Origin of the sequence: Pseudomonas sp. NPDC087185, assembly GCF_044744955.1 — a bacterium.
Lineage (GTDB): Bacteria > Pseudomonadota > Gammaproteobacteria > Pseudomonadales > Pseudomonadaceae > Aquipseudomonas.
The window spans coordinates 146663-173616 of the sequence record NZ_JBIUZK010000005.1 but is presented as its reverse complement, the minus strand read 5'-3'; the positions used below and the strand labels follow the sequence as shown (position 1 = coordinate 173616).

The 26954-nt window shown below is 64.9% G+C and carries 24 protein-coding genes; 14 read left to right on the top strand and 10 right to left on the bottom strand.

Going from position 1 to position 26954, the window contains the following annotated elements:
- Nucleotides 1–160: 160 nt before the first annotated feature.
- The 4 genes from ACIPIJ_RS18415 to ACIPIJ_RS18400 are packed head-to-tail and all read left to right on the top strand — an operon-like array spanning nt 161 to nt 4660.
- Nucleotides 161–1516 (top strand): M16 family metallopeptidase, encoded by a 1356-nt coding sequence (locus tag ACIPIJ_RS18415; protein ID WP_401079258.1) that lies wholly within the window; start codon nt 161–163, stop codon nt 1514–1516.
- A complete protein-coding gene (locus ACIPIJ_RS18410; RefSeq protein WP_401079256.1) occupies nt 1509–2993 on the top strand; it encodes a M16 family metallopeptidase in 1485 nt (494 codons plus the stop codon). The genes ACIPIJ_RS18415 and ACIPIJ_RS18410 overlap by 8 nt, the downstream gene beginning before the upstream one ends.
- Nucleotides 2993–3607, top strand: a complete 615-nt coding sequence (gene rsmD / locus ACIPIJ_RS18405; protein ID WP_401079254.1) for a 16S rRNA (guanine(966)-N(2))-methyltransferase RsmD — start codon at nt 2993–2995, stop codon at nt 3605–3607. The genes ACIPIJ_RS18410 and rsmD overlap by 1 nt, the downstream gene beginning before the upstream one ends.
- Nucleotides 3608–3667: 60 nt before the next feature.
- Nucleotides 3668–4660, top strand: coding sequence for a hydrolase (locus tag ACIPIJ_RS18400; RefSeq protein WP_401079252.1), 993 nt, complete (start codon nt 3668–3670; stop codon nt 4658–4660).
- A gap of 9 nt (nt 4661–4669) precedes the next feature.
- On the opposite strand, the gene ACIPIJ_RS18395 is transcribed toward ACIPIJ_RS18400, so the two are convergent.
- Both ACIPIJ_RS18395 and ACIPIJ_RS18390 read right to left on the bottom strand, forming a co-directional pair.
- Entirely contained in the window at nt 4670–5524 is an 855-nt protein-coding gene (locus ACIPIJ_RS18395; RefSeq protein WP_401079250.1) for a sulfurtransferase, read from the bottom strand.
- A gap of 35 nt (nt 5525–5559) precedes the next feature.
- Nucleotides 5560–6225: a TetR/AcrR family transcriptional regulator gene (locus ACIPIJ_RS18390; protein WP_401079845.1), complete on the bottom strand. Its 666-nt coding sequence runs from the start codon at nt 6223–6225 to the stop codon at nt 5560–5562.
- Nucleotides 6226–6375: 150 nt separating this feature from the next.
- On the opposite strand from ACIPIJ_RS18390, the gene ACIPIJ_RS18385 reads away from it, so the two are divergent.
- The 5 genes from ACIPIJ_RS18385 to ACIPIJ_RS18365 all read left to right on the top strand — a co-directional run bounded on the left by ACIPIJ_RS18385 (nt 6376) and on the right by ACIPIJ_RS18365 (nt 10874).
- Entirely contained in the window at nt 6376–7806 is a 1431-nt protein-coding gene (locus tag ACIPIJ_RS18385; RefSeq protein ID WP_401079248.1) for a coniferyl aldehyde dehydrogenase, read from the top strand.
- Between the two features lie 9 nt (nt 7807–7815).
- The gene (locus ACIPIJ_RS18380) at nt 7816–8301 is read left to right on the top strand and encodes a twin-arginine translocation pathway signal protein (protein ID WP_401079246.1); all 486 of its coding nucleotides are present in this window, start codon (nt 7816–7818) and stop codon (nt 8299–8301) included.
- Between the two features lie 24 nt (nt 8302–8325).
- A complete protein-coding gene (locus ACIPIJ_RS18375; RefSeq protein ID WP_401079244.1) occupies nt 8326–9924 on the top strand; it encodes a GMC family oxidoreductase N-terminal domain-containing protein in 1599 nt (532 codons plus the stop codon).
- A 111-nt stretch (nt 9925–10035) separates the two neighbouring features.
- On the top strand, nt 10036–10515 hold the full coding sequence (gene coaD / locus ACIPIJ_RS18370) for a pantetheine-phosphate adenylyltransferase (RefSeq protein WP_119146559.1): 480 nt from the start codon (nt 10036–10038) through the stop codon (nt 10513–10515).
- A 107-nt stretch (nt 10516–10622) separates the two neighbouring features.
- On the top strand, nt 10623–10874 hold the full coding sequence (locus tag ACIPIJ_RS18365; protein WP_016502084.1) for a YfhL family 4Fe-4S dicluster ferredoxin: 252 nt from the start codon (nt 10623–10625) through the stop codon (nt 10872–10874).
- 33 nt (nt 10875–10907) lie between these two features.
- Here ACIPIJ_RS18365 and mutM read toward each other — a convergent pair whose 3' ends face one another.
- Nucleotides 10908–11720: a bifunctional DNA-formamidopyrimidine glycosylase/DNA-(apurinic or apyrimidinic site) lyase gene (mutM, locus tag ACIPIJ_RS18360; RefSeq protein ID WP_401079242.1), complete on the bottom strand. Its 813-nt coding sequence runs from the start codon at nt 11718–11720 to the stop codon at nt 10908–10910.
- Between the two features lie 3 nt (nt 11721–11723).
- Complete coding sequence (locus ACIPIJ_RS18355; protein WP_401079844.1) at nt 11724–12542, bottom strand: HDOD domain-containing protein; 819 nt, start codon at nt 12540–12542, stop codon at nt 11724–11726.
- Between the two features lie 209 nt (nt 12543–12751).
- Between ACIPIJ_RS18355 and ACIPIJ_RS18350 the strand changes: the two genes are divergently transcribed.
- A complete protein-coding gene (locus tag ACIPIJ_RS18350) occupies nt 12752–13948 on the top strand; it encodes a class I SAM-dependent rRNA methyltransferase (RefSeq protein ID WP_401079240.1) in 1197 nt (398 codons plus the stop codon).
- Nucleotides 13949–13983: 35 nt separating this feature from the next.
- Here ACIPIJ_RS18350 and mgtE read toward each other — a convergent pair whose 3' ends face one another.
- Complete coding sequence (gene mgtE / locus ACIPIJ_RS18345) at nt 13984–15039, bottom strand: magnesium transporter (protein WP_401079238.1); 1056 nt, start codon at nt 15037–15039, stop codon at nt 13984–13986.
- 478 nt (nt 15040–15517) lie between these two features.
- On the opposite strand from mgtE, the gene ilvD reads away from it, so the two are divergent.
- Nucleotides 15518–17359 carry a dihydroxy-acid dehydratase gene (ilvD, locus tag ACIPIJ_RS18340; RefSeq protein ID WP_401079236.1) on the top strand — a complete coding sequence of 614 codons (1842 nt, stop codon included), beginning with the start codon at nt 15518–15520 and terminating at the stop codon, nt 17357–17359.
- A gap of 112 nt (nt 17360–17471) precedes the next feature.
- Here ilvD and ACIPIJ_RS18335 read toward each other — a convergent pair whose 3' ends face one another.
- On the bottom strand, nt 17472–18527 hold the full coding sequence (locus ACIPIJ_RS18335; protein WP_401079235.1) for a haloacid dehalogenase-like hydrolase: 1056 nt from the start codon (nt 18525–18527) through the stop codon (nt 17472–17474).
- A gap of 240 nt (nt 18528–18767) precedes the next feature.
- Between ACIPIJ_RS18335 and ACIPIJ_RS18330 the strand changes: the two genes are divergently transcribed.
- Nucleotides 18768–20159: an L-cystine transporter gene (locus tag ACIPIJ_RS18330; protein ID WP_401079233.1), complete on the top strand. Its 1392-nt coding sequence runs from the start codon at nt 18768–18770 to the stop codon at nt 20157–20159.
- A gap of 34 nt (nt 20160–20193) precedes the next feature.
- On the opposite strand, the gene ACIPIJ_RS18325 is transcribed toward ACIPIJ_RS18330, so the two are convergent.
- Nucleotides 20194–20709, bottom strand: a complete 516-nt coding sequence (locus ACIPIJ_RS18325; protein ID WP_401079231.1) for a dihydrofolate reductase — start codon at nt 20707–20709, stop codon at nt 20194–20196.
- Nucleotides 20710–20763: 54 nt separating this feature from the next.
- Between ACIPIJ_RS18325 and ACIPIJ_RS18320 the strand changes: the two genes are divergently transcribed.
- On the top strand, nt 20764–22155 hold the full coding sequence (locus ACIPIJ_RS18320) for a DUF2868 domain-containing protein (RefSeq protein WP_401079229.1): 1392 nt from the start codon (nt 20764–20766) through the stop codon (nt 22153–22155).
- Nucleotides 22148–23512: a GTPase/DUF3482 domain-containing protein gene (locus tag ACIPIJ_RS18315; RefSeq protein ID WP_401079227.1), complete on the top strand. Its 1365-nt coding sequence runs from the start codon at nt 22148–22150 to the stop codon at nt 23510–23512. The genes ACIPIJ_RS18320 and ACIPIJ_RS18315 overlap by 8 nt, the downstream gene beginning before the upstream one ends.
- A gap of 64 nt (nt 23513–23576) precedes the next feature.
- Here ACIPIJ_RS18315 and ACIPIJ_RS18310 read toward each other — a convergent pair whose 3' ends face one another.
- The 3 genes from ACIPIJ_RS18310 to ACIPIJ_RS18300 are packed head-to-tail and all read right to left on the bottom strand — an operon-like array spanning nt 23577 to nt 26953.
- Nucleotides 23577–24125, bottom strand: coding sequence for a phosphonate degradation HD-domain oxygenase (locus ACIPIJ_RS18310; RefSeq protein ID WP_401079225.1), 549 nt, complete (start codon nt 24123–24125; stop codon nt 23577–23579).
- 47 nt (nt 24126–24172) lie between these two features.
- Nucleotides 24173–25198, bottom strand: a complete 1026-nt coding sequence (locus ACIPIJ_RS18305) for a putative 2-aminoethylphosphonate ABC transporter substrate-binding protein (RefSeq protein ID WP_401079223.1) — start codon at nt 25196–25198, stop codon at nt 24173–24175.
- A gap of 30 nt (nt 25199–25228) precedes the next feature.
- Nucleotides 25229–26953: a putative 2-aminoethylphosphonate ABC transporter permease subunit gene (locus ACIPIJ_RS18300; RefSeq protein ID WP_401079221.1), complete on the bottom strand. Its 1725-nt coding sequence runs from the start codon at nt 26951–26953 to the stop codon at nt 25229–25231.
- Nucleotide 26954: the final 1 nt, after the last annotated feature.

The window sequence follows — 26954 nt, the reverse complement described above, 5'->3', positions numbered from 1 at the left end:
TATTTTGAATCCGGCTGGTTCATGCGCAATGTTTTGTCTTAATGGGCCTGCGGGCCAGAACGGCGACAGGCATGGTCGCCAGGCAACCGGATCAGTATCCTAGCACCTCCTGGCCCGCCGACGCTAAACCCAGCGGGCCGCCGAACAGGTTAAACACCTTATGAATGCTCTAGCCCGCCGCGCCGCTGGCCTGTTGCTCAGCACGCTCTGCCTGCCGCTCGCGGCCTTTGCCGCCGATGTGCAACCCACCCACGAATTCATCCTCGACAATGGCCTGAAGGTGGTTGTGCGTGAGGACCACCGGGCGCCGGTGGTGGTTTCGCAGATCTGGTACAAGGTTGGCTCCAGCTACGAGACCCCGGGCCAAACCGGCTTGTCCCACGCCTTGGAGCACATGATGTTCAAGGGCAGCGCCAAGCTCGGCCCCGGCGAAGCCTCGCGCATCCTGCGCGACCTGGGCGCAGAAGAAAACGCCTTCACCAGCGACGACTACACCGCCTATTACCAGGTGCTGGCCCGCGACCGCCTGCCGGTGGCCTTCGAGCTTGAGGCCGACCGCCTGGCCAGCCTGCGCCTGCCGGCCGACGAGTTCAGCCGCGAAATCGAGGTCATCAAGGAAGAGCGCCGCCTGCGCACCGACGATCAGCCGGGTTCGAAAGCCTTCGAGCTGTTCCGTGCCATGGCCTACCCTGCCAGCGGCTACCACACGCCGACCATCGGCTGGATGGCCGACCTGGAACGTATGAAGGTCGAGGAACTGCGCCACTGGTACGAATCCTGGTACGCGCCGAACAACGCCACCCTCGTGGTGGTCGGCGATGTCACCGCAGACGAGGTCAAGGGCCTGGCGCAGAAGTACTTTGCCAGCATCCCCAAGCGCGCCGTGCCGCCCGCCAAGTTGCCACTGGAGCTGGCCGAGCCAGGCCTGCGCCAGCTGACCCTGCATGTGCGCACCCAGCTGCCCAGCCTGATCTACGGTTTCAACGTGCCTGGACTGGCCACCGCGAAGGACCCACGCCCCGTGCACGCTTTACGGCTGATCTCGGCCCTGCTCGACGGCGGCTACAGCGCCCGCTTGCCGGCACGCCTGGAGCGTGGCCAGGAGCTGGTCGCCGGTGCCTCGTCCGATTACAACGCTTTCACCCGCGGTGACAGCCTGTTCCTCATCTCGGCCACGCCGAACGTGCAGAAGCAGAAAACCCTCGCCGATGTCGAAAAAGGCGTCTGGCAACTGCTCGACGAACTCAAGACCACCCCGCCCAGCGCTGAAGAACTGGAGCGTGTCCGCGCCCAGGTGATCGCCGGCCTGGTCTACGACCGCGACTCCATCAGCAGCCAGGCCACCACCATCGGCCAGCTGGAAACGGTCGGCCTGTCCTGGAAGCTGATCGACAGCGAACTGGATGAACTCAAGCGCGTGACCCCCGAGGACATCCAGAACGCCGCGCGCACCTATTTCACCCGCGAACGCCTGAGCGTTGCCCACGTACTGCCTGAGGAGTCCGCTCATGAGTAACCGCAGCGCACCCCGCTATACCCTGATCGGCGCGGGCCTCATCGCGCTGGTGGTGGCGGTGGCCGCCGTCCTGGCGCGCCCCGCTCACTCCGAGGCCGACAGCACTGCCGCACGCCCTGCCAATACCCTGCAATCGCTGGCCGACCTGGACGGCAAGGCCCCTAGCCGACGCCAGCTGAACATCCAGAACTGGACCACCGCCGAGGGTGCTCGGGTATTGTTCGTCGAAGCCCGCGAGCTGCCGATGTTCGACCTGCGCGTGACCTTCGCCGCCGGCAGCAGCCAGGACGGCAACACGCCGGGCCTGGCCACGCTGACCAACGCCATGCTCAATGAGGGTGTGGCCGGCAAGGACGTGACCGCCATTGCCGAAGGCTTCGAGGGCCTGGGCGCAGACTTTGGCAACGGTTCGTACCGTGACATGGCCGTGGCCTCACTGCGCAGCCTGAGCGTAAAGGACAAACGCGAACCGGCGCTCAAGCTATTCGCTGAAGTGGCCGGCAAGCCGACCTTCCCGGAAGACGCGCTGAAGCGCATCAAGAACCAGCTGCTGGCCGGTTTCGAATATGAGAAGCAAAACCCTGGCAAGATCGGCGGCAAGGCCCTGTTCGCCAAGCTCTATGGTGATCACCCTTACGGCCAGCCAAGCGACGGCAGCGCCGAAAGCATCCCGGGCATCACCCTCGACCAGCTGCGCGCCTTCCACGCCAAGGCCTACACAGCCGGCAACGCGGTAATCGCCCTGGTCGGCGACCTCAGCCGCGAAGAGGCCGAGGGCGTCGCCGCCCAGGTTTCCGCCGCGCTGCCCAAAGGCCCGGCGCTGGCCAAGCCAGCCCAGCCGGTCGAACCCAAAGCCGGCGCCACCCACATCGACTTCCCGTCCAAACAGACTCACCTGATGCTGGCCGAGCTCGGTATCGACCGCCAGGACCCGGACTGGCCTGCCCTGTCGCTGGGCAACCAGATCCTCGGCGGCGGCGCCTTCGGCACCCGCCTGATGAGTGAAGTCCGCGAAAAACGCGGCCTGACCTACGGCGTATACTCAGTCTTCAGCCCGATGCAGGTACGCGGCCCGTTCATGATCAACCTGCAGACCCGCGCCGAACTCAGCGAAGGCACGCTGCAGCTGGTTCAGGGTATCCTGGCCGACTACCTGAAAAGCGGCCCGACCCAGCAAGAGCTGGACGATGCGAAACGCGAACTGGCCGGTAGCTTCCCGCTGTCCAACGCCAGCAACGCGAGCATCGTCGGCCAACTGGGCGCCATCGGCTTCTACAATCTGCCATTGACCTGGCTGGAAGACTTCATGCAGCAATCCCAGGCGCTGACCGTCGAGCAGGTCAAGGCCGCCATGAACAAGCACCTGGCAGCCGACAAACTGGTGATCGTCACCGTCGGCCCGAGCGTGCCGCAGAAGCCGCTGCCAGCACCCACTGACAAACCCGCCGAGCAGCCGCTCGGCGTACCGGAGCATTAATGCCTAGATCCACCCCTCCCGCCCGCCCCCAGCAGGGCCAAAGCAAGGGCCAGGGTCACCTGCGCATCATCGCCGGCGAGTGGCGCAGCCGCCGCCTGGCGGTGCCTGAGGGCGAAGGCCTGCGGCCGACCACCGACCGCGTGCGCGAAACCCTGTTCAACTGGCTGGCGCCCTATATCGAGGGCGCCCGGGTGCTCGATGCCTTCACGGGCAGCGGTGCCCTGGTGCTGGAGGCGTTGTCCCGCGGCGCCGAAGATGCCGTGGCGCTGGACAACAACGCGGCGGCGATCGGCAACCTGAAGAACAACCTGGAAATCCTCCGCTGCCCGCGCGGGCAGATCCTCCAGACCGACGCCCTGCGCTACCTGCAGGGCCCGGCCAAGCAACAGTTCGACGTGGTGTTCCTCGACCCGCCGTTCCACCAGGACCTGCTGGCCAACACCTGCGCCCTGCTGGAACAGAACCAGTGGCTGCGCGACCAGGCCTGGATCTACACCGAAAGCGAAGCAGCGCCGTCCACCCTGCAATTGCCTGGCAACTGGCGCCTACACCGCGAGAAGAAGACCGGCCAGGTGCATTACGCCCTCTGGCAACGCAGCGTAATCGACCAATAGCGCAGGTACAGTGGCGGCGTTTCATGGCACTCTAGGCTGGCACATCACGAGCCGCCCAGCATGCACAGCCTCACCGCCACGTTCCGCCCAGCCACCGGCCTGTCCAACCCCCACCTGCAAACCCTGTGGGGCCCGCTGTGGCGCAAACTGCCCGCGCTTGAGCGCAACCGCGAACGGCTGTGGCTGGCCGATGGCGACTTCCTCGACCTCGACTGGCATGGGCCCCACCAGGCCGATGCACCGCTGGTGCTGGTGCTGCACGGCCTGACCGGATCGTCCCATTCGCCCTACGTCAAAGGCCTGCAGCAGGCGCTACAGGCCCGTGGCTGGGCCAGCGTCGCACTGAACTGGCGCGGCTGCTCGGGCGAACCGAACCTGCTGGCCCGCAGTTACCATTCCGGCGCCAGCGAAGACCTGGCCGAGGTTGTCGCTCACCTGCGTGCCCTGCGCCCGTTGGCACCGCTGTACGCCGTCGGCTATTCATTGGGCGGCAATGTGCTGCTCAAGTACCTGGGTGAAAGCGGTAGCGCCAGCCAGCTGCAGGCGGCGGTGGCGGTGTCCGTGCCGTTTCGCCTGGACCAGTGCGCCGACGGCATAGGCCAGGGCTTTTCCAAGGTCTACCAGGCACATTTCATGCGCGAAATGATGGCGTACGTGCAATTGAAACAACGCCATTTCCGTTCCCAGGGCCACCATGAGGGCCTGGCCGCGCTCGACCGCCTGGGGCCGCTACGCAAGCTGCGCACGTTCTGGGATTTCGATGGCAAGGTGACGGCACCGCTCAACGGCTTCAACGATGCCCACGACTACTACCGCCGCGCATCGAGCCGCTACTACCTTGGCGAAAACCGCACGCCGACGCTGATCATCCACGCCACCGATGACCCGTTCGTGTTCGGCCACAGCCTGCCCGCCGCCAGCGAACTGGCGGCGCAGACCCATCTCGAACTGCATGAGCGGGGCGGCCATGTGGGGTTTGTCGAGGGCAGCCTGCGAAATCCGGGGTATTACCTGGAGCGACGGATTCCGCAGTGGCTGGTAGATGGCGTTTGACTCAACCACTCAGTCGCCGGTGGCAACCTGATGACGCGGATCGTTGATCCACTCGCTCCACGAGCCGGCATACAGCCTGCCCAGCGGGTAGCCGGCCAGCGCCAGGGCGAACAGGTTATGGCAAGCCGTCACCCCTGAACCGCAATAAGCCACCAATTGCTCCGGCGCACGCCCGGCCAGCTGCTCGGCGAAACGCTGTTTGAGCTGCTCCGGGGGCAGAAAACGCCCATCGGCGCCCAGGTTATCGGTGAATGCAGAACACAGGGCACCCGGAATGTGCCCCGCCACCGGGTCGATCGGCTCCACCTCACCCCGGAACCGCGGCAAGGCGCGCGCATCGATCAGCGTCATGTCCGCTTTACCCAACTGCTTGGCCAAGTGTTCGGCATCGATCAGCAGCTTGGCGTCAGGCGCGCCGCTGAACGTACCTTCACGCCGAGCCGGCGCGTCCAGGCTCAACGGCAAGTGCGCGGCGTGCCACGCCTTGAGGCCACCATCGAGGATGGCCACATCACTGCGCTTGCCCAGCCAGGCCAGCAGCCACCAGGCCCGCGCGGCAAAGGCACCGGGGCCGTCGTCATACAGCACCACCTCGCTGTCGTTATCCATCCCCCATTCGCGCAGGCGCTCGACCAGGTCGTGCGGATCAGGCAGCGGGTGGCGCCCTGTCCTGCCTTTGCTGACTGGTCCACTGAGGTCACGCTCCAGGTCGGCAAAATGAGCCCCGGCGATATGCCCCTCGGCGTAGCTGCGTTGGCCGTAATCCACATCTTCCAGGGCAAAACGACAATCGAGGATCACCAACTTGGGCGAGTCCAGACGCTCGGCCAGCTGCTGCGGGGTGATCAATTGCGCAAGGGGCATGACTCTCTCCTGATCGAAGGTACAAAGGCTCTGGGCTAGTGCTCCAGGGCCTGGTTGAACGGGACATGGAATTCCTGGCACAGGGCATCCACGGCGCTGCGGGCATTGGTGGTGACGAAGCCGAGCTCCAGCACCAGTACCTGATAGACGCCGCGCTTGAAGGCTTCTTCACCCAGATGAGCGCAATGCTCGCGCGTGGTGCTGAGAAAACGCACCCACGACGTAAGAACGATCCAGGCGTTGATGGTCAGCGATTCGATCTGCGCAGGCGCCATGGCCAGGATCCCAGCATCGATGAAGCCGCGGTAGATCGCCTGCCCCTGGCCCAGGCAACGTTGGGAAAAACGCCGATAACGGGCGGCCAGCTCCGCGTCGCTGTCGAGCAGGTGCTCGAGGTCGCGGTGCAGGAAGCGGTAGTTCCACATCGCGGCAAGCAGCGCCTTGAGGTAGAAACGCTTGTCTTCGACCGTGGCCGCGCGCCCTTGCGGCGGTCGCAGGAAGCTGTCCACCAGTTCTTCGTACTGGCTGAACAACACGGCGATGATCGCCTGCTTGTTGGGGAAGTGGTAGTACAGGTTGCCGGGCGAAATTTCCATGTGCGCGGCAATGTGGTTGGTACTGACGCTGCGTTCGCCCTGCTGGTTGAACAGTTCCAGGCTGTTCTGCACGATGCGCTCTCGGGTTTTCATGCGCGGGGCCATGCTCAGCTCCCAGTCTGCAGGCTTACGGTAATGGCTCATCTTACGGTGTAACGCGGCCGGGATGCACCGTTTGCCTATGTGAAAAAAGTCGTACCATCGTGCAGATTAGAGTATAGGCTCTAGGCATCTCAGCCCACCCAGGGAGCCACCGTGACCTCGCCCATCGCCTTGCCTCTCGTGAATTCCGACACCGAACTGGCGGCCATGTTCGCCACCCAGCGCAAGGCGTTTGCCGCAAACCCCATGCCGCCCGCAGCGCAACGCCGACAATGGCTGAAAAGCCTGCGCGAGGCCTTGCTGGGGGATCAGCAGGGGTTGATCGAGGCGATCGACGCGGATTTCGCCGGCCGCAGTGCCGACGAAACCCTGCTGGCCGAACTGCTGCCTTCGGTGCAAGGCATTCGCCACGCCGAGCGCCATCTGCGACGCTGGATGCGCCCGGCCAGGCGCACCGTCGGCCTGGCCTTCCAGCCCGCCAGCGCGCGCGTGCTGTATCAGCCGCTGGGTGTGGTGGGCATCATCGTGCCGTGGAACTACCCGCTGTTTCTCGCCATCGGCCCGCTGACCTGCGCCCTGGCCGCTGGCAACCGGGTCATGCTCAAGCTCAGCGAGGCCACACCTGCCACTGGCTTGGCGCTCAAAGCCCTGCTTGAGCGGGTATTCCCCGATGACCTGGTCAGTGTGGTGCTAGGCGAAGTTGAGGTCGGCCAGGCGTTCGCCAGGCTGCCGTTCGATCACCTGCTGTTCACCGGCGCCACCAGCATTGGCCGTCAGGTCATGCTGGCCGCCGCGCAAAACCTGACACCCGTCACTCTGGAGCTGGGCGGCAAGTCGCCCGCCATCGTTTCGGCCAACGTACCCCTGGACACCGCCGCCGAGCGCATTGCCTTCGGCAAGACCCTCAACGCCGGCCAGACCTGCGTCGCCCCCGACTACGTGCTGGTACCCCGCGAACGCCTGAATAAATTCAGCGATGCCTACCGCAGCGCCGTCCGCCGGCTGTATCCACGCATCGCCGACAACCCTGACTACAGCGCCATCATCAACCCGCGGCAGCTGCAGCGCCTGCAGCACTTGCTGGATGACGCCCGCGACAAGGGCGCGCAGGTTATCGACCTGTACCCGGACGAACCCCGACAAGGCCGGCGCCTGCCGCCGCAGCTGCTGTTGGAGGTGAACGATGATATGCAGGTGATGCAGGACGAAATTTTCGGCCCGCTGCTGCCCGTGGTGCCCTACGACAGCCTCGATAGTGCCCTGGCCTACATCAATCAGCGCCCACGCCCCCTAGCCCTCTATTACTTCGGCTACGACCGTGCCGAGCAAGCGCGAGTGCTGCAACACAGCCACTCGGGCGGCGTCTGCCTGAACGACACCCTGCTGCAGGTGGCCCAGGACGACCTTCCATTCGGCGGTATCGGCCCGTCGGGGATGGGCCACTACCACGGCCACGACGGTTTCCTGACCTTCAGCAAGGCCAAGGCCGTGTTGGCCAAGCAGCGCCTAAATGCCGCGCGGCTCATCTACCCTCCCTATGGCAAGACCTTGCAGCGCCTGGTCTACAAACTGTTCATCCGCTGAGGCCGGGCCATGCAGCGCCGCGATCTGCTGCGATTCAGCCTGGGTGCCAGCGTGTTCCTGGCCAGCGCCAGCCTGGTCGGCTGTAGCCCCCAAGCCCCCGCAACCGGTTACCGAACGCTTCGTGACGACGACCTGCCGCTGCTGCGCGCATTGATCCCGGTGGTCCTCGCCGGAACTTCGGCCAGCGAAGCGCTGGTGCTGCACAGCCTCGACGACAAGTTGGCAGCGCTGTCCCCTGAAATGCTCAAACTCACCCGGCAACTCTTCGATGTGCTCAGCCTACCGCTGACCCGCGGCCCACTGACCGGGGTTTGGGGCGCCTGGGAACAAGCTGATGCCAAGCAGGTAACAGCCTTTCTGCAGCGCTGGCAGGACAGCTCGCTGAACCTGCTGCGCATGGGCCACGCCTCACTGCTGCAACTGCTGCTGATGGCCTGGTACGAACGCCCGGAAAGCTGGGCCGCCTGTGGCTATCCGGGGCCACCGAAAACCTGACCGCCCACAACAAGAGCATTTTCAATGCCTGTCATCGACCCGTTTCGCCAAGGCCTCGAACGCGGCTGGATCACCCACGACGGCTCACGCCTGGAGCAGGACCTCACCCTGCAGGCCGATATCGCCGTGATCGGCAGCGGCGCCGGCGGTGCCACCAGCGCGCAGATGCTCAGTGCCGCGGGCTACAAGGTGCTGCTGATCGAAGAAGGCCCGCTAAAGACCAGCAGTGACTTCCACCTGCTGGAGAACGAGGCCTACGCCAACTTGTATCAGGAAGGCCTCGGCCGTATGAGCAAGGACGGCGCCATCACCATTCTCCAGGGCCGCGCGGTGGGCGGCACCACCCTGGTCAACTGGACGTCGAGTTTCCGCACGCCAGCTCAAACCTTGGCCCACTGGGCCATAGCCCACGGCGTGAAGGGCCTGGGAGAGGAGACATTGCGCCCTTGGTTCGAGCGCATCGAGCACGACCTTGGCATCACCCCGTGGGCCGTGCCGCCGAACGCCAACAATGACGTGCTGCGCCGCGGCTGTGAGCAGCTCGGTTACCGCTGGGCAGTGATTCCGCGCAATGTGCGGGGCTGTCGGAACCTTGGCTATTGCGGCATGGGCTGCCCGGTCAACGCCAAGCAATCGATGCTGGTAACGCGCATCCCCGCCACCCTCGACAAGGACGGTGAGCTGCTCTACCTGGCGCGGGCCGAACGTTTCGCGCACAACGGCGAACGCATCGAGCACCTGCACTGCCAGGCACTCGATGCCCATGGCATACAGCCCACCGGTCGCAGCATCAGCGTGCGTGCCCGCCACTACATCCTCGCGGGCGGCGGCATCAATAGCCCAGCCTTGCTGTTACGGTCCAACGCGCCCGACCCGCATGGGCGCCTGGGTGCGCGAACCTTCCTGCACCTGGTCAACTTCAGCGCGGCACGGTTCGAGGCGCGCATCGACCCGTACTACGGCGCCCCGCAGTCCATCTACAGCGACCACTTCCAGTGGCAGGAAGGCGTCGATGGGCCGGTAGGCTACAAGCTGGAGGTGCCACCGCTGCACCCGGCCCTGGCCAGCACCTTGCTCGGTGGCGTGGGCGTCGACAACGCTCGGCGCATGGCCGAACTGCCACATACCCACGTGATGCTGGCGCTGCTGCGCGACGGCTTCCACCCGCAAAGCCTGGGGGGCACGGTGGAACTACGTAGCGATGGCTCACCCGTACTCGATTACCCGGTAACCGACTACCTGCGCGACGGCCTGCGCCGGGCCTATCACAGCATGGCGCAGATCCAGTTCGCCGCAGGCGCCACGCAGGTGACCCCTGTGCACAGCGATGCCAGCGCCGCCGCCAGCCTGGCGCAGGCCCAACGCATGATCGACGGTCTGCACCTGGAGCCGTTCCGCACACGCCTGGGCAGCGCCCATGTGATGGGTGGCTGCGCCATGGGCGAAGACCCGCGCCAGGCAGTGTGCGACAGCCTGGGCCGCCATCACCAGCTGGAAAACCTGTCGATCCACGACGGTTCGCTGTTCCCCACCAGTATCGGCGCCAACCCGCAATTGTCGGTGTATGCCCTCAGCTCCAAGCTCACCGACGCCCTGCTCGGCCGCCTGGCACACAGTGCATGACAACAAATGCCCCCGCTGTCTATAGTGCCATCAGCCGGCCGCATGACTTGGCCGGGCGCTAGCGCTGCGCTAACATCCGACTCCCCAACGCACTCCAGCCAGGATGACGCGATGAACCGAGTGTTGTACCCGGGTACTTTCGACCCCATTACCAAAGGCCATGGCGATTTGGTAGAGCGCGCCTCGCGGCTGTTCGACCACGTGATCATCGCGGTGGCGGCCAGCCCGAAGAAAAACCCCCTGTTCCCGCTGGAACAAAGGGTAGCGCTGGCCCGTGAGGTCACCAAGCACCTGCCCAATGTCGAAGTCATCGGCTTCTCCTCGCTATTGGCGCACTTCGCCAAAGAACAGGGTGCCAACGTCTTCCTGCGTGGCCTGCGCGCGGTGTCCGACTTCGAATACGAGTTCCAGTTGGCGAACATGAACCGGCAACTGGCGCCCGACGTCGAAAGCTTGTTCCTCACACCGTCGGAGCGTTATTCGTTCATTTCCTCGACCCTGGTGCGGGAAATCGCTGCCCTGGGCGGCGACATCACCAAGTTCGTCCACCCCGTGGTGGCCGAGGCGCTGACCGAACGTTTCAAGAAGTAAGCCATAGCGCTGATTATCGCGCCCGCGTGCACTGCGGGCGCGAATGCGGCACAATTGTGCCCATTGCGTTGAACATGCCTGGGCTGTGAGCCCCGGCCGGAGCCCCCATGTCCCTGATCATCACCGACGATTGCATCAACTGCGACGTCTGCGAACCCGAGTGCCCGAACGAGGCCATCTCCCAAGGCGAAGAGATCTACGTGATCGACCCGAACCTGTGCACCCAGTGCGTCGGCCACTACGACGAGCCGCAGTGCCAGCAGGTTTGCCCGGTCGACTGCATCCCGCTGGATGAAGCGCACCCCGAAAGCGAAGAACAGCTGATGGCCAAGTACCGCCGGATCACCGGCAAGGACTGACGCCCGCGCAGGGCCGCGCTGCGGCCCTGTACATCAGCGCTGGCAGCGTGGGCAATACACGCTGGCGCGCTGCCCAAGCTTCACTTCGCGCAAGGTCGTCCCGCACAGTTTGCACGGCATGCCCCCACGGCCGTAGACGAACAGTTCCTGCTGGAAATACCCCGGCTGCCCGTCGCCGCCAATAAAGTCGCGCAACGTCGTGCCGCCCTGCTCGATGGCCGCTGCCAGCACGCGTTTGATCTCGATGGCCAGCTTCAGGTAACGGGCCCGGGAAATACCGCCCGCTTCCCGGCGCGGGTCGATACCGGCGGCAAACAAGGCCTCGGTCGCGTAGATGTTGCCCACACCCACCACCACGGCGTTGTCCATGATGAACGGTTTGACCGCCATCGACCGCCCACGCGACAGCTGGAACAGCCGCTCGCCATCGAACAGGTCGGTCAGCGGTTCAGGCCCCAGGCGCAGCAGCAGTTCGTGGTTGAGCGGGTCCAGGCTCCAGAGCATGGCACCGAAGCGGCGCGGGTCGGTGTAGCGCAGCATCAGCCCCGACTCCAGCTCGATGTCCACATGCTCATGCTTGGCCGCCGGCAGCCCCAGCTCTACCAGGCGCAGGTTGCCCGACATGCCCAGGTGGCTGATCAAGGTGCCGACTTCAGCGTTGATCAACAGGTACTTGGCCCGCCGCTCGACGCTGACGATGCGCTGGCCGGACAAACGCACGTCCAGGTCCTCGGGGATCGGCCAGCGCAGGCGCCGGTCACGCACCACCACGCGGCTGACGCGTTGGCCTTCCAGATGCGGCGCGATACCGCGCCGGGTCGTCTCGACTTCGGGTAGTTCCGGCATGAATCAGTGCCCGCCCAGCTCGCGAATGTTCTGTTTGAGGTTCTCGAAGTCGTACTCCGACAACCCGATGTAGTCCAGTACCAGCGGGCCGACCACGTGCCACTCGTGGTCGACGCTCTGATTGCCCAGCACCCGGTAAGACGCGCAGATGTGTTCAGCCATCTTCAGTACCGCCAGCAGGTTTTTCAGCTGGCTCTGGGCGTTGCCCGACGACTCATCGCGGAACACCGCCAGGGCATTGTGGTGGTTGGCGATGGCCGCACTGATGTGTTCGGGCAGGCGCCAGGATTTGGCGGTGAAGTAGCCGACCACCGAATGATTGGTGTTGAAGGCCCGGTTCTCGGTGTCGACCACTCGGGTTTCGGCATCGGCCTTGGCATAGGCCTGTTCCAGCACCTGCATGTAGTCGGGGAAGCGCTTGAGCATCAGCGGCACGCCGCAGTCATGGAACAACCCGAGGGTGTAGGCCTCGTCCGCGGCCTGGATGCCGGTGCGCTTGGCCAGCGTCAGGCAGGTCATGGCCACGTCCTGGGCGGTGTCCCAGAAGCGGTTGAGGGTAACGATGGTTTCGTCGCTCATCTCGCCCTTGATCGACTGGGCGTTGATCAGGTTGATGATCGAGCGGCTGCCCAGCAGGTTTACCGCACGCTGGATCGAGCCGATCTTGTTGGACAGGCCGAAGTGTGGCGAGTTGACCAGCTTGAGCAAGGCACCCGACAAGCCTGGGTCCTGGGAAATCAGCTTGGCGATGGTTTCCAGGTCCGGGTCGGGCATGTACTGCTCGAACTGCAGGTCGACCATGATCTGCGGTTGCGGCGGAATGGTGATGCCTTGCAAGGCTTGCTGGATCTGTTCGGCGCTGAGTTCTTGGGACATGCGTACACACTCGTTGAGGACGGGGGATTCTAACCCCGTAAGGCGGTCGACTTGTAGCGCCGGTCCGCCGCGAAGGGGCCAGCACTTTGTCGTGCCCTGCAGCGGCCCAGGGGCCAACACGGTATACTCCCGCTCTTTTTTCCCGGAGCGACGTCATGTCCCTGCCCAGCCTTCGCCTCAAAGCCAATGCCGACCGCCGCCTGCGCGCCGGCCACCTGTGGGTCTACAGCAACGAAGTCGATGTCACCGCGACCCCGCTGCAAGGCTTCCAGGCCGGCCAACAGGCGGTTCTCGAGGCCGCCAACGGCAAGCCGCTGGGGATCGTGGCACTGAGCCCGAACAACCTGATCTGCGCCCGCCTGCTGTCGCGCGACATCAAGCTGCCGCTGGACAAGTCGCTGCTGGTGCACCGCCTCAACGTTGCCCTCTCGCTGCGTGAGCGCCTGTTCGACAAGCCGTGCTACCGCCTGGTCTATGGCGACTCCGACCTGCTGCCGGGCCTGGTGGTCGACCGTTTCTTCGACATCCTCGTGGTCCAGCTGGCCTCGGCCACCATGGAATTGCACAAGGACGACGTGATCGCCGCCCTGGTCCAGGTCCTCAAGCCGAGCGGCATCTTGTTCAAGAACGACTCCGCCGCGCGTGATGCCGAAGGCCTGCCGCGCTACGTCGAAACCGTCTACGGCGAAGTGCCGGACTGGGTCGCGCTGGAAGAAAACGGCGTCAAGTTCGAAGCCCCGGTGCGCGAAGGCCAGAAGACCGGCTGGTTCTATGACCACCGCATGAACCGTGCGCGCCTGGCACCCTACGTCAAAGGCAAGCGCGTGCTCGACCTGTTCAGCTACATCGGTGGCTGGGGCGTGCAGGCCGGCGCATTCGGCGCCAGTGAAGTGTTCTGTGTCGATGCCTCGGGCTTTGCCCTGGATGGCGTGGAGCGCAACGCCACACTCAACGGCATCAGCGAAAAACTGACCTGCATCGAAGGCGATGTGTTCGAGGCGCTGCGCGAGCTGAAAGCCGCCGAAGAGCGCTTCGACGTGATCATTGCCGACCCGCCCGCGTTCATCAAGCGCAAGAAAGACCTGAAAAACGGTGAAGCGGCCTACCGTCGCCTCAACGAACAGGCCATGCGCATGCTGACCAAGGACGGCATTCTGGTCAGCGCCTCGTGCTCGATGCACCTGCCCGAGGACGACCTGAACAACATCCTGCTGACCAGCGCCCGCCACCTGGACCGCAACCTGCAGCTGCTCGAACGCGGCGGCCAGGGCCCGGACCACCCGGTGCACCCGGCCATCGCCGAAACCCGCTACATCAAGAGCATTACCTGCCGGTTGCTGCCCAACAGCTGATCCAGCCAGGGGGCCGCTTTGCGGCCCCCTGCGCTTCAGATATCCAGCACGTACGCAGCAATCCCGAAGTACACCAACACCCCCGCCGCGTCGGCAATCGAGGTCACCAGCGGGCCACTGGCCGTCGCCGGGTCGAGCTTGAGCCTGGTGAACATGAACGGCAGGCTCATGCCGATCAGGCTGCCCAGCAACACGATCACCAGCATGCTGCTGGCGACGATCAGGGCAATGTCCGCCCCACCGCGCAGTGCTCCCAGCGATGCCACCGCGACCGCCATGGTGGCGCCCAACGCCAACGCCACCCCGCACTCACGTCCCAGCATGCGCAGCCAGTCGCGCATGACCACCTCGCCCGTCGCCAGGCCCCGTACCATCAGGGTCGCCGACTGCGCCCCAGCGTTACCGCCGCTATCTACCAGCAGCGGCAGGAAGAACACCAGCACGATGTGCGCGGCAATGGTCTCTTCGAACGCGGCGATCCCTGCCCCCGAGAACAGGTTGCCAAACACCAGCAACACCAGCCACAGGACTCGCTTGCGGTACAGCAGGCTGACGGTGGCATCCCTGAGGTTGCCAACATGGTTGGTGATGGATGCGCCTTTATGGAAGTCCTCGGTGGCCTCTTCGACCACCACGTCGAGTGCATCGTCGCAGGTCACCAGGCCCACCAACCGCCCGACTTCGTCCAGCACCGGCACGGCCAGCAGGTCGTGCTCACGGATCAAGCGGGCCACTTCTTCCTGGCGGGTCGAGGTACAGACGCAGATGACCTTGTGCACCATGATTCGCTCGATGAGCTCATCTGGCGCAGCCAGGATCAACTCCCGCAGGGACAGCGTACCCAGCAGGTTGCGCTGCCCGTCGAGCACATAGGACTGGTAGATGGTTTCGGCATCGGCGGCCTCGCGGCGCAGCCTGTCGATGGCCTGGCTGGCACTGAGACCGGCATCGAGGCACGAGTACTCGCTGGTCATCAGGTAGCCGGCGGTCCCTTCTGGGTAGCCTTGCGGGTGCAGCAGGTCATCGCGGCGCGCCTGGGCGGCCTGACGCAGGTCGAGCGGGGAAACAAGGGTGTCGGACGTGTGTTGCATGAGGTTCTCCAGGCGCCGACGCAGGCACCTGCAAACCTCAGCCACGCGGGCTCAAGCCTTCGCAAGCCCTGGCGACGGCGCGCTCAGTGCCAATTTACAAGTTCGGTATGAACTGAAACTGGGAAGGTCCATTGAGGTGTGTCTCGTGAAGCCGCACATGCGGCGGGCGGATCATAGTCAGCCAGGGCCAGCGGGTCAGCCCCTTAATCAGCATTTGGGAAACGTCCTACACACCACCGATCACTCGGCCAAAGCCACCGCCCAGACACATCGCCATTCCCTCGCCGCGCCAGCGGTGTAGAATCGGGCTATTCATCGCCAGTCATCCCCCGGCGGGTTTATGAGCTCTGGTCGAGCACGCGGCGATCCCGTGCTGTCTTCGGCCCCATCCGTGCCAGTGGCAACCGGCCTAAGGCGCAAAGGACAAGAGAAGCTCACTCCCCTTTTTGTGACCTGATTTAGCCGCCAGGAGTGCTTCATGCCTGATTATCGTTCCAAGACTTCCACCCACGGCCGCAACATGGCCGGCGCCCGTGCCCTTTGGCGCGCCACCGGCATGAAGGACGACGATTTCAAGAAACCGATCATCGCCATTGCCAACTCGTTCACCCAGTTCGTCCCAGGGCATGTGCACCTGAAGGACCTGGGCCAGCTGGTCGCCCGCGAGATCGAACGCGCCGGTGGCGTGGCCAAAGAATTCAATACCATCGCGGTCGATGACGGCATCGCCATGGGCCATGACGGCATGCTGTATTCCCTGCCGAGCCGCGAGATCATCGCCGACGCCGTGGAATATATGGTCAACGCCCACTGCGCCGACGCCATCGTGTGCATTTCCAACTGCGACAAGATCACCCCCGGCATGCTGATGGCCGCCCTGCGCCTGAACATCCCGGTGATCTTCGTCTCTGGCGGCCCTATGGAAGCCGGCAAGACCAAGCTGGCCAGCCACGGCCTGGACCTGGTCGACGCGATGGTGATCGCCGCCGACTCCTCGGCCTCCGACGAGAAGGTCGCCGAGTACGAGCGCAGCGCCTGCCCGACCTGCGGTTCGTGCTCCGGCATGTTCACCGCCAACTCGATGAACTGCCTGACCGAAGCGCTGGGCCTGGCCCTGCCGGGCAACGGTTCGACCCTGGCTACCCACTCGGACCGCGAACAGCTGTTCCTCACCGCCGGCCGCACCATCGTCGAGCTGTGCAAGCGTTACTACGGCGACAACGACACGTCGGTACTGCCGCGCAGCATCGCCAACTTCAAGGCGTTCGAGAACGCCATGATGCTCGACATCGCCATGGGCGGTTCGACCAACACCATCCTGCACCTGCTGGCCGCAGCCCAGGAAGGCGAGGTGGCGTTCGACCTGCGTGACATCGACCGCCTGTCGCGCAAGGTGCCTCAGCTGTGCAAGGTGGCGCCAAACATCCAGAAGTACCACATGGAAGACGTCCACCGCGCCGGCGGCATCTTCAGCATCCTCGGCTCGCTGGCCCGTGGCGGCCTGCTGCACACCGACCTGCCGACCGTGCACAGCGCCAGCATGGAAGAAGCCATCGCCAAGTGGGACATCACCCAGACCGATGACGAAGCCGTGCACACCTTCTTCAAGGCCGGCCCAGCGGGCATCCCGACGCAGACGGCGTTCAGCCAGTCGACCCGTTGGGAAACCCTCGACGACGACCGTGAAAACGGCTGCATCCGCAGCTTCGAACACGCTTATTCGCAAGAAGGCGGCCTGGCCGTGCTGTACGGCAACATCGCCCTCGACGGTTGCGTGGTGAAGACCGCCGGTGTCGATGAGTCGATCCACGTGTTCGAAGGCAACGCGAAGATCTTCGAAAGCCAGGACAGCGCCGTGCGCGGCATCCTCGCTGACGAAGTCAAAGCTGGCGACATCGTCATCATCCGTTACGAAGGCCCGAAAGGCGGCCCGGGCATGCAAGAGATGCTCTACCCGACGTCGTACCTGAAGTCCAAAGGCCTGGGCAAAGCTTGCGCCCTGCTCACCGACGGCCGCTTCTCGGGCGGTACCTCGGGCCTGTCGATCGGCCACGCCTCGCCGGAAGCCGCTGCGGGCGGCGCCATCGGCCTGGTGCGCGACGGCGACAAGGTGCTGATCGACATCCCCAACCGTTCGATCAACCTGCTGGTCAGCGACGAAGAGCTGGCCGCACGCCGTGTCGAGCAGGACAAAAAAGGCTGGAAGCCGGTCGAAGTGCGCCCACGCAAGGTGACCACCGCGCTGAAAGCCTACGCCCTGCTGGCGACCAGTGCCGACAAGGGTGCTGTGCGTGACAAGGCACTGCTGGACGGCCTGTGAGGCCTTGAAGCTGTGAATGAAAACCGGCGCCCTGAGCGCCGGTTTTTTTATGCCTGTGCGGGCCTCTTCGCGGGACAAGCCCGTGAAGAGGCCCGCTCTGATACGACAAAACCTACTGAATCTGCTCCGGCGTCACGATCACCCAGTTCTTGTCCGCCGTCACCGGCAACCCTTCCTTGGCCTGGGCCGCTGCATGCTTGGCGATCATTCCGTTCAACTGGTCCATGTACTTGGCCTTGCGGTTTATCCACAGGTGGATGCCGCCCTTGCTCACATCCACGCCATGAAACTGCATGTACCCGTCACTGGTCGGGGTGTCGCCGCCCACCAGCACCGGCTTCTTCCATTCATCGATATACGTGAGGATCGCCGCCTGCTTGCCCGCCATCCAGGTTGCCGGGGTCCACAGGTAAGGGGTGAGCTCCAGGCCTTCATTAGCCTTGGCATCGTAGTGCCCCGCCGTGATCTGCTTGCGCGCAGTAGTCAGCTGGCCGTTGACGCGGTCCTTGAGTAGCAGGCTGACGCCAATCACATGCTCAGGCTTCACGTTGTAGCCATATTTGGGGTCCGAGGCGACCATGCGCACCAGTTCTTCGGAGGCTGCCGAGATCACATAGACCTCGATGCCGTTCTCCATCAGTTTGTTGTAGAGCTCGGCCTGGCCGGTGAACACCTTGGGTGGCTGTACCTCGATGGATTTGACCTGGTCCCCCTCGAAATAGGTGCTGGGGATCGGCTTGGTAGAAGCCATCAGCTCATCGACCTGCACCTTCAACTCTTTGAGCGTGAAGCCTGAAAACACCTGCGCCACCCACGGGTAGCAGACCATGTCGTCGATCTCGCACAGGCGGTAGTAGTAGCTGAACAAGCTTTCCTTGTGCCCGGCACTGTCTTTGAACGGGATCAGTTTGAGCGACGGGTCGAGTTTGTCGCGGGTCAGCAGGCCCTTGTTTTCCATGAAGGGCAGCAGCGCTTCTTCAAGGTCGTAGCGGTAACTGGTGTTGTCCATGTCGAACACCGCGTAGTTACCTTTGTTGGCATTGGCGGCAATCATCGCATCGAGTTGCCTGGCCGCCTCGGCGGGCCAGTGCGTGAGTTCGGTGGCCAAGGTTTCGACACTGAACAACAGCGACAACCCGATGGCGAAGGCTTTTGGAGCGAACTTCATGGACGAATCTCCTGAAATGATCGGGAAAAACTAGACCATCATTCCCGGCAGGCGGGGTCCACAGCGACCTTCACAACACTGTAAACGTCGCGTTCATTGCTATCCGCGACAGCCTGTTATTCCATTAACGACTAAGCAAATTACTTTTGGGTATAAATTCGTTTCTTTTCAGGCTGTTAGCATTTCCGTTCGCAATCGCTCACAGAGGCGATGCCTCTTCTGCTTTTTCCTGGAGCTTCAATGAACCTGCCGCTGTCTCTCAACCTGCTGGCGTTCCTGGCCCTGCTGCTGGGCCTGGCGCAAACCCGCCGTACCGACTGGAGCCTGGCCAAGAAGGTTCTGCTCGGCCTGGCACTGGGCGTAGGTTTCGGCCTGGTGCTGCATACCGTCTACGGTGCAGGCCACCCGGTACTGAAAGCCACCATCGGCTGGCTTGACCTGGTCGGTAACGGCTACGTCGGCCTGCTGCAAATGATCGTCATGCCGCTGATCTTCGCCTCGATCCTCAGCGCCGTGGCGCGCCTGCACAACGCCTCCTCGCTGGGCCGCATCAGTGTGCTGAGCATCGGCACGCTGCTGCTGACCACCGCCATCGCCGCGCTGATCGGCATCGTCCTGACCAACCTGTTCGGCCTGAGCGCTGAAGGCCTGGTGGCCGGCGTCCAGGAAAGCGCACGCATGCAAGTTATCCACAGCGATTACGCGGGCAAGGTCGCCGACCTCAACATCCCGCAATTGCTGCTGTCGTTCATCCCGAGCAACCCGGTGGGCGACCTGGCACGGGCCAAGCCGACATCAATCATCAGCGTGGTGATCTTCGCCGTGTTCGTCGGCCTGGCCGCGTTGCAGCTGATCAAGGACGATGCCGAGAAAGGCCAACGCGCCCTGTCGGCCATCGACACCCTGCAAGCCTGGGTGATGCGCCTGGTGCGCGTGGTGATGAAGCTCACCCCTTACGGGGTGCTGGCACTGATGACCAAGGTCGTGGCCAGTTCCAACCTGGACGATATTCTCAAGCTGGGCAGCTTCGTGCTGGTGTCGTACCTCGGCCTGGGCCTGATGTTCGTGGTGCACGGCATCATCCTCGCTGCCACCGGCGTCAGCCCGCTGCGCTTCTTCCGCAAGGTCTGGCCGGTGCTGACCTTCGCCTTCACCAGCCGTTCCAGTGCGGCCAGCATCCCGCTGAACATCGAGGCGCAGACGCGCCGCCTGGGCGTACCGCAATCGATCGCCAGCTTCAGCGCATCGTTCGGCACCACCATCGGCCAGAACGGCTGCGCCGGCCTGTACCCTGCGATGTTGGCGGTGATGGTGGCCCCTGCCGTGGGCATCGACACCTTCGACCCGCTGTGGATCGCCACCCTGGTGGCCATCGTCACCCTGAGTTCGGCAGGCGTGGCCGGCGTGGGTGGTGGTGCCACCTTCGCGGCACTGATCGTGCTGCCAGCCATGGGCCTGCCGGTCGAGCTGGTGGCGCTGCTGATTTCGGTGGAGCCGCTGATCGACATGGGCCGCACGGCACTGAACGTGAATGGCTCGATGACGGCGGGCGTGGTGACCAGCCAGTTGCTGAAAGAGACCGACAAGGATGTGCTGGCCGGCGACGAGCATGCCGAGCTGAGCCACGCCTGAAACGACTGGGGCCGCTAATGCGGCCCCAGATTCATCACAGCTTGTTCCACACCTCGAAGTGATACACAGGCTTGTCCGCCTCTGCCTGCGCTTCACTCGACGCCAGCTGCCACTGCCCCTTGTCGAACGCGGGGAACCACGCATCGCCTTCCGGCTGCAGTTCGACCCGGGTCAGGTACATGCGGCTCACCAAGCCCTTCTCCAGCGCCTGCGCATACAGCTGCGCGCCGCCGATCAGCATCAGCTCGTCCACGCCCTGCTCCCGCGCCCACTGCTCGGCGCGCTCCCGGGCATCGTCCAGCGAAGTGAACACTTCGGCGCCGGCCAATTGCAGGCCCTGCTGGCGGCTGACCACGATGTTCAGGCGCCCTGGTAGCGGCCGGCCGAGCGAATCCCAGGTCTTGCGGCCCATGATGATCGGCTTGCCCAGGGTAGTGGCCTTGAAATACTTGAAGTCCCCCGGCAAGTGCCAGGGCATGGAGTTGTCGATGCCGATCACGCGGTTCTCGGCGAGCGCCGCAATCAGGCTGAGGGGGAGTGAGGTAGTCATGCCGGCGAGGATAGCAAACCCGTGGTGGGTTATGCTTCTGCCCTGAACCGTGCAATGGAAGACCTTGTGACTGGACCGACTCCACTGGACACGCGCTGGCTCACCGAAGCGGTACGCCTGCGCGAGGAACACGCCGGCCCCCTGGAAGACCAGGAAGCCAACCGCCACGCTCGCCAACGGGGCGGTGACCTGCCCGCGCGCATTGAAGCGCGCGCACTGTTCCTGGCCGAACGCGACGGCATCACCACCGCCCTGCAGCACTGGAAGCAAGGCGCACGCCTGGCGCTGCTGGCGCTGGTGCTGCTGGCCGTGGTCAGCGGCGTGGGCCTGGCCTTTGCCGCCCTCGGCGATGGGCAGCGCCCGGTCAATGTGTTCTGGGCGCTGGGCAGCCTGCTTGGGCTGAACCTGCTGATGCTGCTGGGCTGGGCCGCAGGCCTGATCCTCAGCGGTGAACACGGCGCCAACCTCGGGCGCCTGTGGCTGTGGCTGAGCGAACGCTTCGCCCGCGACGCCAAGGCCGGGCACCTGGCGCCGGCATTGCTGGTGCTGCTGCAACGCCAGCGCCTGAACCGCTGGCTGCTGGGCCTGCTGGTCCACAGTTTGTGGGTGCTGGCCATGCTCAGTGCGCTCGCGCTGCTGCTGACGCTGCTCGCCACCCGCCGCTACGGCTTCGTCTGGGAGACCACCCTGCTCGCTGCCGAACCTTTCGTGCACCTGACCCAGGCCCTGGGCGCCCTGCCCTCGCTGCTCGGCTTTGCCGTGCCGGACGAAAGCATGATCCGCACCAGCGGTGACACCCTGCCGGCCCTCGACATCGCCCGCCAGGCCTGGGCCAGCTGGCTGCTCGGCGTGGTGCTGGTGTACGGCCTGCTGCCGCGTCTGCTGTTGGCCGGCCTGTGCCTGTGGCGCTGGCGCCAGGGCCGCCAACGCCTGGCCCTGGACCTCAGCCTGCCAGGCTACGCACACCTGCGCGAAGCCCTCATGCCACGCAGCGAGCGCATCGGTGTGCAGGATGTAGCCCCCGAATCGCTACCGCAGTTCCAGGCCGGCCAACTGGAAACCGGCAGCAGCGGCGCGCTGCTGGTCGGGCTGGAGCTGGACGACCAGCGGCCGTGGCCCCCGGCGCTGAGCAAGGGCGTGACCGATGCCGGGGTGCTCGACAGCCGCGAGTCACGCAACCGCCTGCTGGAACAACTCAGTCGCTTCCCCCCGGCGCGCCTGGCCATTGCCTGCGACCCCCGCCGCTCGCCCGACCGCGGCAGCCTCGCGCTGTTGGCCGAGCTGGCGCGCAATGCCGGGGCCACGCGCATCTGGTTGCTGCAGGCGGCCCCCGGCCAGGCCCTGGATGCCGAGCGACTGGGCGACTGGCACGAGGCGCTGGACCGCCTCGGCCTGCCCCACGCCGATACCTCACCGCTGACCTGGCTGGAGCATGGCCATGACTGAGCCGCTGAAACTGGCCGTGGTCGGCCACACCAATGTCGGCAAGACCTCGCTGCTGCGCACACTCACGCGTGATGTCGGCTTCGGCGAGGTGTCCCATCGCCCGAGCACCACCCGCCACGTGGAGGGCGCTCGCCTGTCGGTGGACGGCGAAGCGCTGCTCGAGCTCTATGACACACCCGGCCTGGAAGATGCCATCGCCCTGCTCGACTACCTGGAGCGCCTGGAGCGCCCGGGCGAGCGGCTCGACGGCCCGGCCCGCCTGGAGCGCTTTCTACAGGGCAGCGAGGCGCGCCAGCGCTTCGAACAGGAGGCCAAGGTGCTGCGCCAATTGCTGGCCAGCAATGCCGGCCTGTATGTGATCGACGCCCGTGAACCGGTGCTGGCCAAGTACCGTGACGAGCTGGAAGTGCTGGCCAGTTGCGGCAAGCCGTTGCTGCCCGTACTCAACTTCGTCGCCAGCAGCCAGCACCGCGAACCCGAATGGCGCGACGCCCTGGCCCGCCTGGGCCTGCATGCGCTGGTACGGTTCGACAGCGTGGCGCCGCCCGAAGATGGCGAGCGCCGCCTGTACGAAAGCCTGGCCCTGCTGCTGGAAGACGCCCGCCCGGCCCTGCAACGGCTGATCGATGACCAGCAGGCGCAGCGCCTGGCCCGCCAGCACAGCGGCAAGCGGCTGATCGCCGAACTGCTGCTCGACTGCGCCGCCTGCCGGCGCAGTGTCGAAGCCGAGCCTGCCGCCGAAGCCAAGGCCATCGAGGCGCTGCGCCAGGACGTGCGCCAGCGCGAGCAGCGCTGCGTCGAGGCACTGCTCAAGCTCTATGCCTTCCGCCGTGAGGACGCCAACGCCGGTGACCTGCCGCTGCTCGATGGGCGCTGGGGCGATGACTTGTTCAACCCCGAGACGTTGAAGTTGCTTGGCGTGCGCCTGGGCAGCGGCGTGGCCGCAGGTGCCGCTGCCGGCGCAGGGGTCGACTTGCTGGTCGGTGGCCTTACCCTTGGCGCTGCCGCGCTGGCCGGCGCCATTGCCGGGGGCGCGCTGCAGACGGCGCGCAACTATGGTTCACGGCTGATGGGCAAACTGAAGGGGCAGCGCGAGCTGACCGTGGACGACACCGTATTGCGACTGTTGGCGTTGCGCCAGCAACAGTTGATGGCAGCGCTGGATAGCCGTGGGCATGCGGCGCAGAGCAGCATTCGCCTGGGTGAACTGGATGAGAAGGCCTGGCGTGAAGGCAAACTGCCCGAAGCGTTGAGCAAGGCGCGGGCACACCCGCAATGGTCGACGCTCAACCCTGGGGCCCGGGTCAATCAGGCTGAGCGGCAAGAGCAGCTGGAGGCGCTGGTGCTACAGATTTAAGGGTGTGCTCACAGGCCTCTTCGCGGGCAAGCCCGCGAAGAGGCCGGCAATGCCAACCACGCCATCAAAGCAACGCCAATGCCTTGTGCTTCAACACCGCCAGCTCAACCACCGGCACCCCAATCTCCTTGGCCCGTTCATCCCATTCGCGCATGCGCAGGCTCACGCTGAACAGTGGGTCCCGCTCGAAAGCATCCGCCTCCTCGTCGGTCATCACCCCACCCTGATAGGCCAACGTCCGTCGGCTGGCTTCGCTCAACCGCGCGTAATACCCAGGTTGGCGCAACGTCAGGTAACGCTTGGCCGCCACGTGGTACTGCACCAGCCGCGCCATTCGCTCGCCGAAACCGCAGCGGCGCAGGTACTCGGCACCGATGCGCTCATGGCTGACCACGCCATAACCGGCCATGTTGCCGTCGCCGCCACACAGGTGGCCGATGTCGTGGAAGAATGCAGCCAGTACCACTTCGTCATCGAAGCCCTCGGCCATCGCCAGTTGCGCGGCCTGGGACATGTGCTCCAGCTGGGTGATGGCCTCGCCGATGTAATCGTCGGTGCCATGTTCCTGGTAAAGGGCGAAGGTTCTGTCGATGATCTGGTCTGGAGTGAGCATCGGTTGGTCTCGGTCCTGGATGGTGGAGGATTCAGTTCAGGCCTGCCTTACTGCTGCGCGACCTTCTCCGACTTGCCGTCGTAGCGCTTACGCCACTCGGCCAGGATCGGGTCACGGTTTTTCGAGGACCAGGCAAAGTCGTTCTTGATCAGGCGCTGCTCATAGTCGGCCGGCAATTCGGTCTGCGGCTTGGCAATGCCCGGTGCGGCGAGCACGGCGAAGTTTTCCTTGTACAGTTCCATGGCCGCCGGGCTTGCCGAGAAGTCGGCCAGGCGCTTGGCGGCATCCGCCTTCGGTGAGCCTTTGATCAGCGCAGTCGCCTCGATCTCCCAGCCTAGCCCTTCCTTCGGCAATACGATGTCCAGCGGCGCGCCCTGGCGCTTGAGCTGCACGGCCGGGTACTCGAACGAAATGCCGATCGGGAATTCGCCCGCTGCCGCCAGCTTGCACGGTTTGGAACCGGAATGGACGTACTGGCCGATGTTCTGGTGCAGGGCGTCCATGTAGGCCCAGCCCTGCGGCTCGCCAAAGGTCTGCAGCCAGGCACTCACATCGAGGAAGCCGGTACCGGACGAGGCCGGGTTCGGCATGACGATCTTGCCCTTGTACTCCGGCTTGGTCAGGTCCTGCCAGCTTACCGGCTTGCTCAGGCCTTGCTTCTCGGCCTCGATGGTGTTGAAGCAGATCGTCGCGGCCCACACGTCCATACCCACCCAGGCCGGCGGGTTGGCAGCGTCGCGATAGTTGGGGGAGATGGTGCCCAGGTCTTTCGGTGCATAGGCGTCGAGCATGCCGTTCTGGTCGAGGATGGCCAGGCTGGAAGCCGCCAGGCCCCACACCGCGTCGGCTTGCGGGCGGTCTTTCTCGGCCAGCAGCTTGGCGGTGATAATGCCGGTGGAGTCGCGCACCCACTTGATCTCGATGTCCGGGTTGGCCTTTTCGAAGGCCTGCTTGTAGCTTTTGAGCTGCTCGGCTTCCAGGGCGGTGTAGACGGTCAGCTGCGTGCTGGCGGCCGAGGCCTGCAGGCTGAATACGGCAGATACGGCAGCGGCAAGTGCAAGTGGCTTGAACATGATGCGGTTCCTGTCAGAGTGGGCAGTCGGTCAATGGCCTGGCGCGCGCTGGCGCCAGGCCTGGGAGCGGCGCAGCAGGCCGCGGGAAGCACCGGCCAGCAACAGCGAAGCGGCGGCACTGGTCAGCAGGATCAAGGTCGACATCGCGGCAGCGCCGCCGACGTTGCCGGCATCGTCCATGTTCAGCACGGCGACGGCGGCGAGGAGGGTGTCGGGGCTGTAGAGGAAGATCGCCGCCGAGACGGTGGTCATGGCCGAGACGAACAGGTAGCGGATAATGTCCAGCAGCGCGGGCAGGCAGATCGGCACGGTAACCCGCACGAAGTGCTTGTACAGCGGCGCCTTGAGCGACAGCGCGGCGGCCTCGAACTCGCCATCGAGCTGACGCAGCGCGGTGGTGGCGGTCATCTGCGCGGTGGTCAGGTAGTGGGCGATGGTGCACACCACCAGCAAGCCCATGCCGCCGTAGAACACGTGCAGCGGGTTGCCATTAAGGTTGAAGAAGAAGACATAACCCAGGCCCAGCACCAGCCCCGGCACTGCCATGGGGATGAAGCTGAGCAGGCGCAGTGCCTGATTGAGCAGGCGCTGGCCCTGGGTTTTCTCCATCAGGTAGGCACCGGCGAAAATCACGATGCTGCCGATCAGCGCCGTGCCGATGGCCATGGTCACGCTGTTGCGATACGCCAGCCAGCCACCGCCTGCAGTGTCGTCGAACAGGTAGTGCTTGAACGACAAGGTCATGTTGTAAGGCCAGAAGGTCACCAGCGACGAGTACACGGCCATGCCGATCACCCCCACCAGCACAGCGCACACCAGCAGCACGAGGGCCAGGTAGCAGGCATCACGGCGGCGCGACGGCTTGGGCTCGAACACCTGGGCACGGCCGCTCATGGCCTCACCCTGGCGGCGCCGCAGCCAGGCGTCGACCGCAAAGCTGAGCAGCGCCGGTACCAGCAGCACCATGCCGATCAGCGCGCCGCGGCCGAACTGCTGCTGGCCGACAACCGCTTTGTAGGCCTCCAGCGCCAGCACCTGGTAATCACCACCGACGACCACCGGCACGCCGAAATCGGTGATGGTCAGGGTGAACACCAGGCAGAGCGCTGCGAACACCGCTTGGCGGGTAGCCGGCCAGGTGATGCTGCGAAACGCCCGCCACGGCCCGGCGCCCATGCTGGACGCAGCGTCGAACAGCCGCGCATCGGCCAATGACAGGGCCGAGAGCAAGATCATCAGCGCGTGCGGGAAGGTGTAGATGGCCTCGCCCAGGACAATGCCCCAGAAGCCATAGATGTTGTCGCTGAGTAGCCCGCGCAGCAGGCCTTGGTTCCCGAACAGGTAGACCAGGGCAATGGCCGGCAACATCGACGGCGCCAGCAGCGGCAGCAGCGAGATCCCCCGCCACACGCCCTTGGCCAGGATCAGCGTGCGTTGCAGGGCATAGGCGAACAGGTACGCCAGCGGGACCACGATCGCGGCAACGGTGAAGGCCACCGACAGGCTGTTGCCGAGCAGCCAGTGGAAGTTGCTGCTGGCGAACAGTTCACGGGCCGCCGCCAGGCCGCCACCCTGGCCAGCGTCGCCACTGAAGCCACGCCAGAAGATTGCCAGCAACGGCATCAGCACCGCCAGCAGCAGCAGGATCAGCAGCAGGCTCTTGCCACCGACGACGAACAGCCGGTCCCCGAGGGCGACGTCACCCCGCGTCGCGCGCTTGGCCTGGGGCAGTGGCAGGGTCATTGGCGCGGCCATC

Bases quoted from the DNA above. Each gene is read 5' to 3' on its own strand.
- ACIPIJ_RS18315 (WP_401079227.1), top strand. From the start codon at position 22,148: ATGACTGAGCCGCTGAAACTGGCCGTGGTCGGCCACACCAATGTCGGC.
- ACIPIJ_RS18350 (WP_401079240.1), top strand. From the start codon at position 12,752: ATGTCCCTGCCCAGCCTTCGCCTCAAAGCCAATGCCGACCGCCGCCTG.
- ACIPIJ_RS18380 (WP_401079246.1), top strand. From the start codon at position 7,816: ATGCAGCGCCGCGATCTGCTGCGATTCAGCCTGGGTGCCAGCGTGTTC.
- ilvD (WP_401079236.1), top strand. From the start codon at position 15,518: ATGCCTGATTATCGTTCCAAGACTTCCACCCACGGCCGCAACATGGCC.
- ACIPIJ_RS18325 (WP_401079231.1), bottom strand. From the start codon at position 20,709: ATGACTACCTCACTCCCCCTCAGCCTGATTGCGGCGCTCGCCGAGAAC.
- rsmD (WP_401079254.1), top strand. From the start codon at position 2,993: ATGCCTAGATCCACCCCTCCCGCCCGCCCCCAGCAGGGCCAAAGCAAG.
- ACIPIJ_RS18410 (WP_401079256.1), top strand. From the start codon at position 1,509: ATGAGTAACCGCAGCGCACCCCGCTATACCCTGATCGGCGCGGGCCTC.
- mgtE (WP_401079238.1), bottom strand. From the start codon at position 15,039: ATGCAACACACGTCCGACACCCTTGTTTCCCCGCTCGACCTGCGTCAG.
- ACIPIJ_RS18390 (WP_401079845.1), bottom strand. From the start codon at position 6,225: ATGGCCCCGCGCATGAAAACCCGAGAGCGCATCGTGCAGAACAGCCTG.
- ACIPIJ_RS18365 (WP_016502084.1), top strand. From the start codon at position 10,623: ATGTCCCTGATCATCACCGACGATTGCATCAACTGCGACGTCTGCGAA.
- ACIPIJ_RS18395 (WP_401079250.1), bottom strand. From the start codon at position 5,524: ATGCCCCTTGCGCAATTGATCACCCCGCAGCAGCTGGCCGAGCGTCTG.
- mutM (WP_401079242.1), bottom strand. From the start codon at position 11,720: ATGCCGGAACTACCCGAAGTCGAGACGACCCGGCGCGGTATCGCGCCG.
- ACIPIJ_RS18415 (WP_401079258.1), top strand. From the start codon at position 161: ATGAATGCTCTAGCCCGCCGCGCCGCTGGCCTGTTGCTCAGCACGCTC.
- ACIPIJ_RS18400 (WP_401079252.1), top strand. From the start codon at position 3,668: ATGCACAGCCTCACCGCCACGTTCCGCCCAGCCACCGGCCTGTCCAAC.
- ACIPIJ_RS18305 (WP_401079223.1), bottom strand. From the start codon at position 25,198: ATGTTCAAGCCACTTGCACTTGCCGCTGCCGTATCTGCCGTATTCAGC.
- ACIPIJ_RS18375 (WP_401079244.1), top strand. From the start codon at position 8,326: ATGCCTGTCATCGACCCGTTTCGCCAAGGCCTCGAACGCGGCTGGATC.
- ACIPIJ_RS18300 (WP_401079221.1), bottom strand. From the start codon at position 26,953: ATGGCCGCGCCAATGACCCTGCCACTGCCCCAGGCCAAGCGCGCGACG.
- coaD (WP_119146559.1), top strand. From the start codon at position 10,036: ATGAACCGAGTGTTGTACCCGGGTACTTTCGACCCCATTACCAAAGGC.
- ACIPIJ_RS18310 (WP_401079225.1), bottom strand. From the start codon at position 24,125: ATGCTCACTCCAGACCAGATCATCGACAGAACCTTCGCCCTTTACCAG.
- ACIPIJ_RS18335 (WP_401079235.1), bottom strand. From the start codon at position 18,527: ATGAAGTTCGCTCCAAAAGCCTTCGCCATCGGGTTGTCGCTGTTGTTC.
- ACIPIJ_RS18320 (WP_401079229.1), top strand. From the start codon at position 20,764: ATGGAAGACCTTGTGACTGGACCGACTCCACTGGACACGCGCTGGCTC.
- ACIPIJ_RS18330 (WP_401079233.1), top strand. From the start codon at position 18,768: ATGAACCTGCCGCTGTCTCTCAACCTGCTGGCGTTCCTGGCCCTGCTG.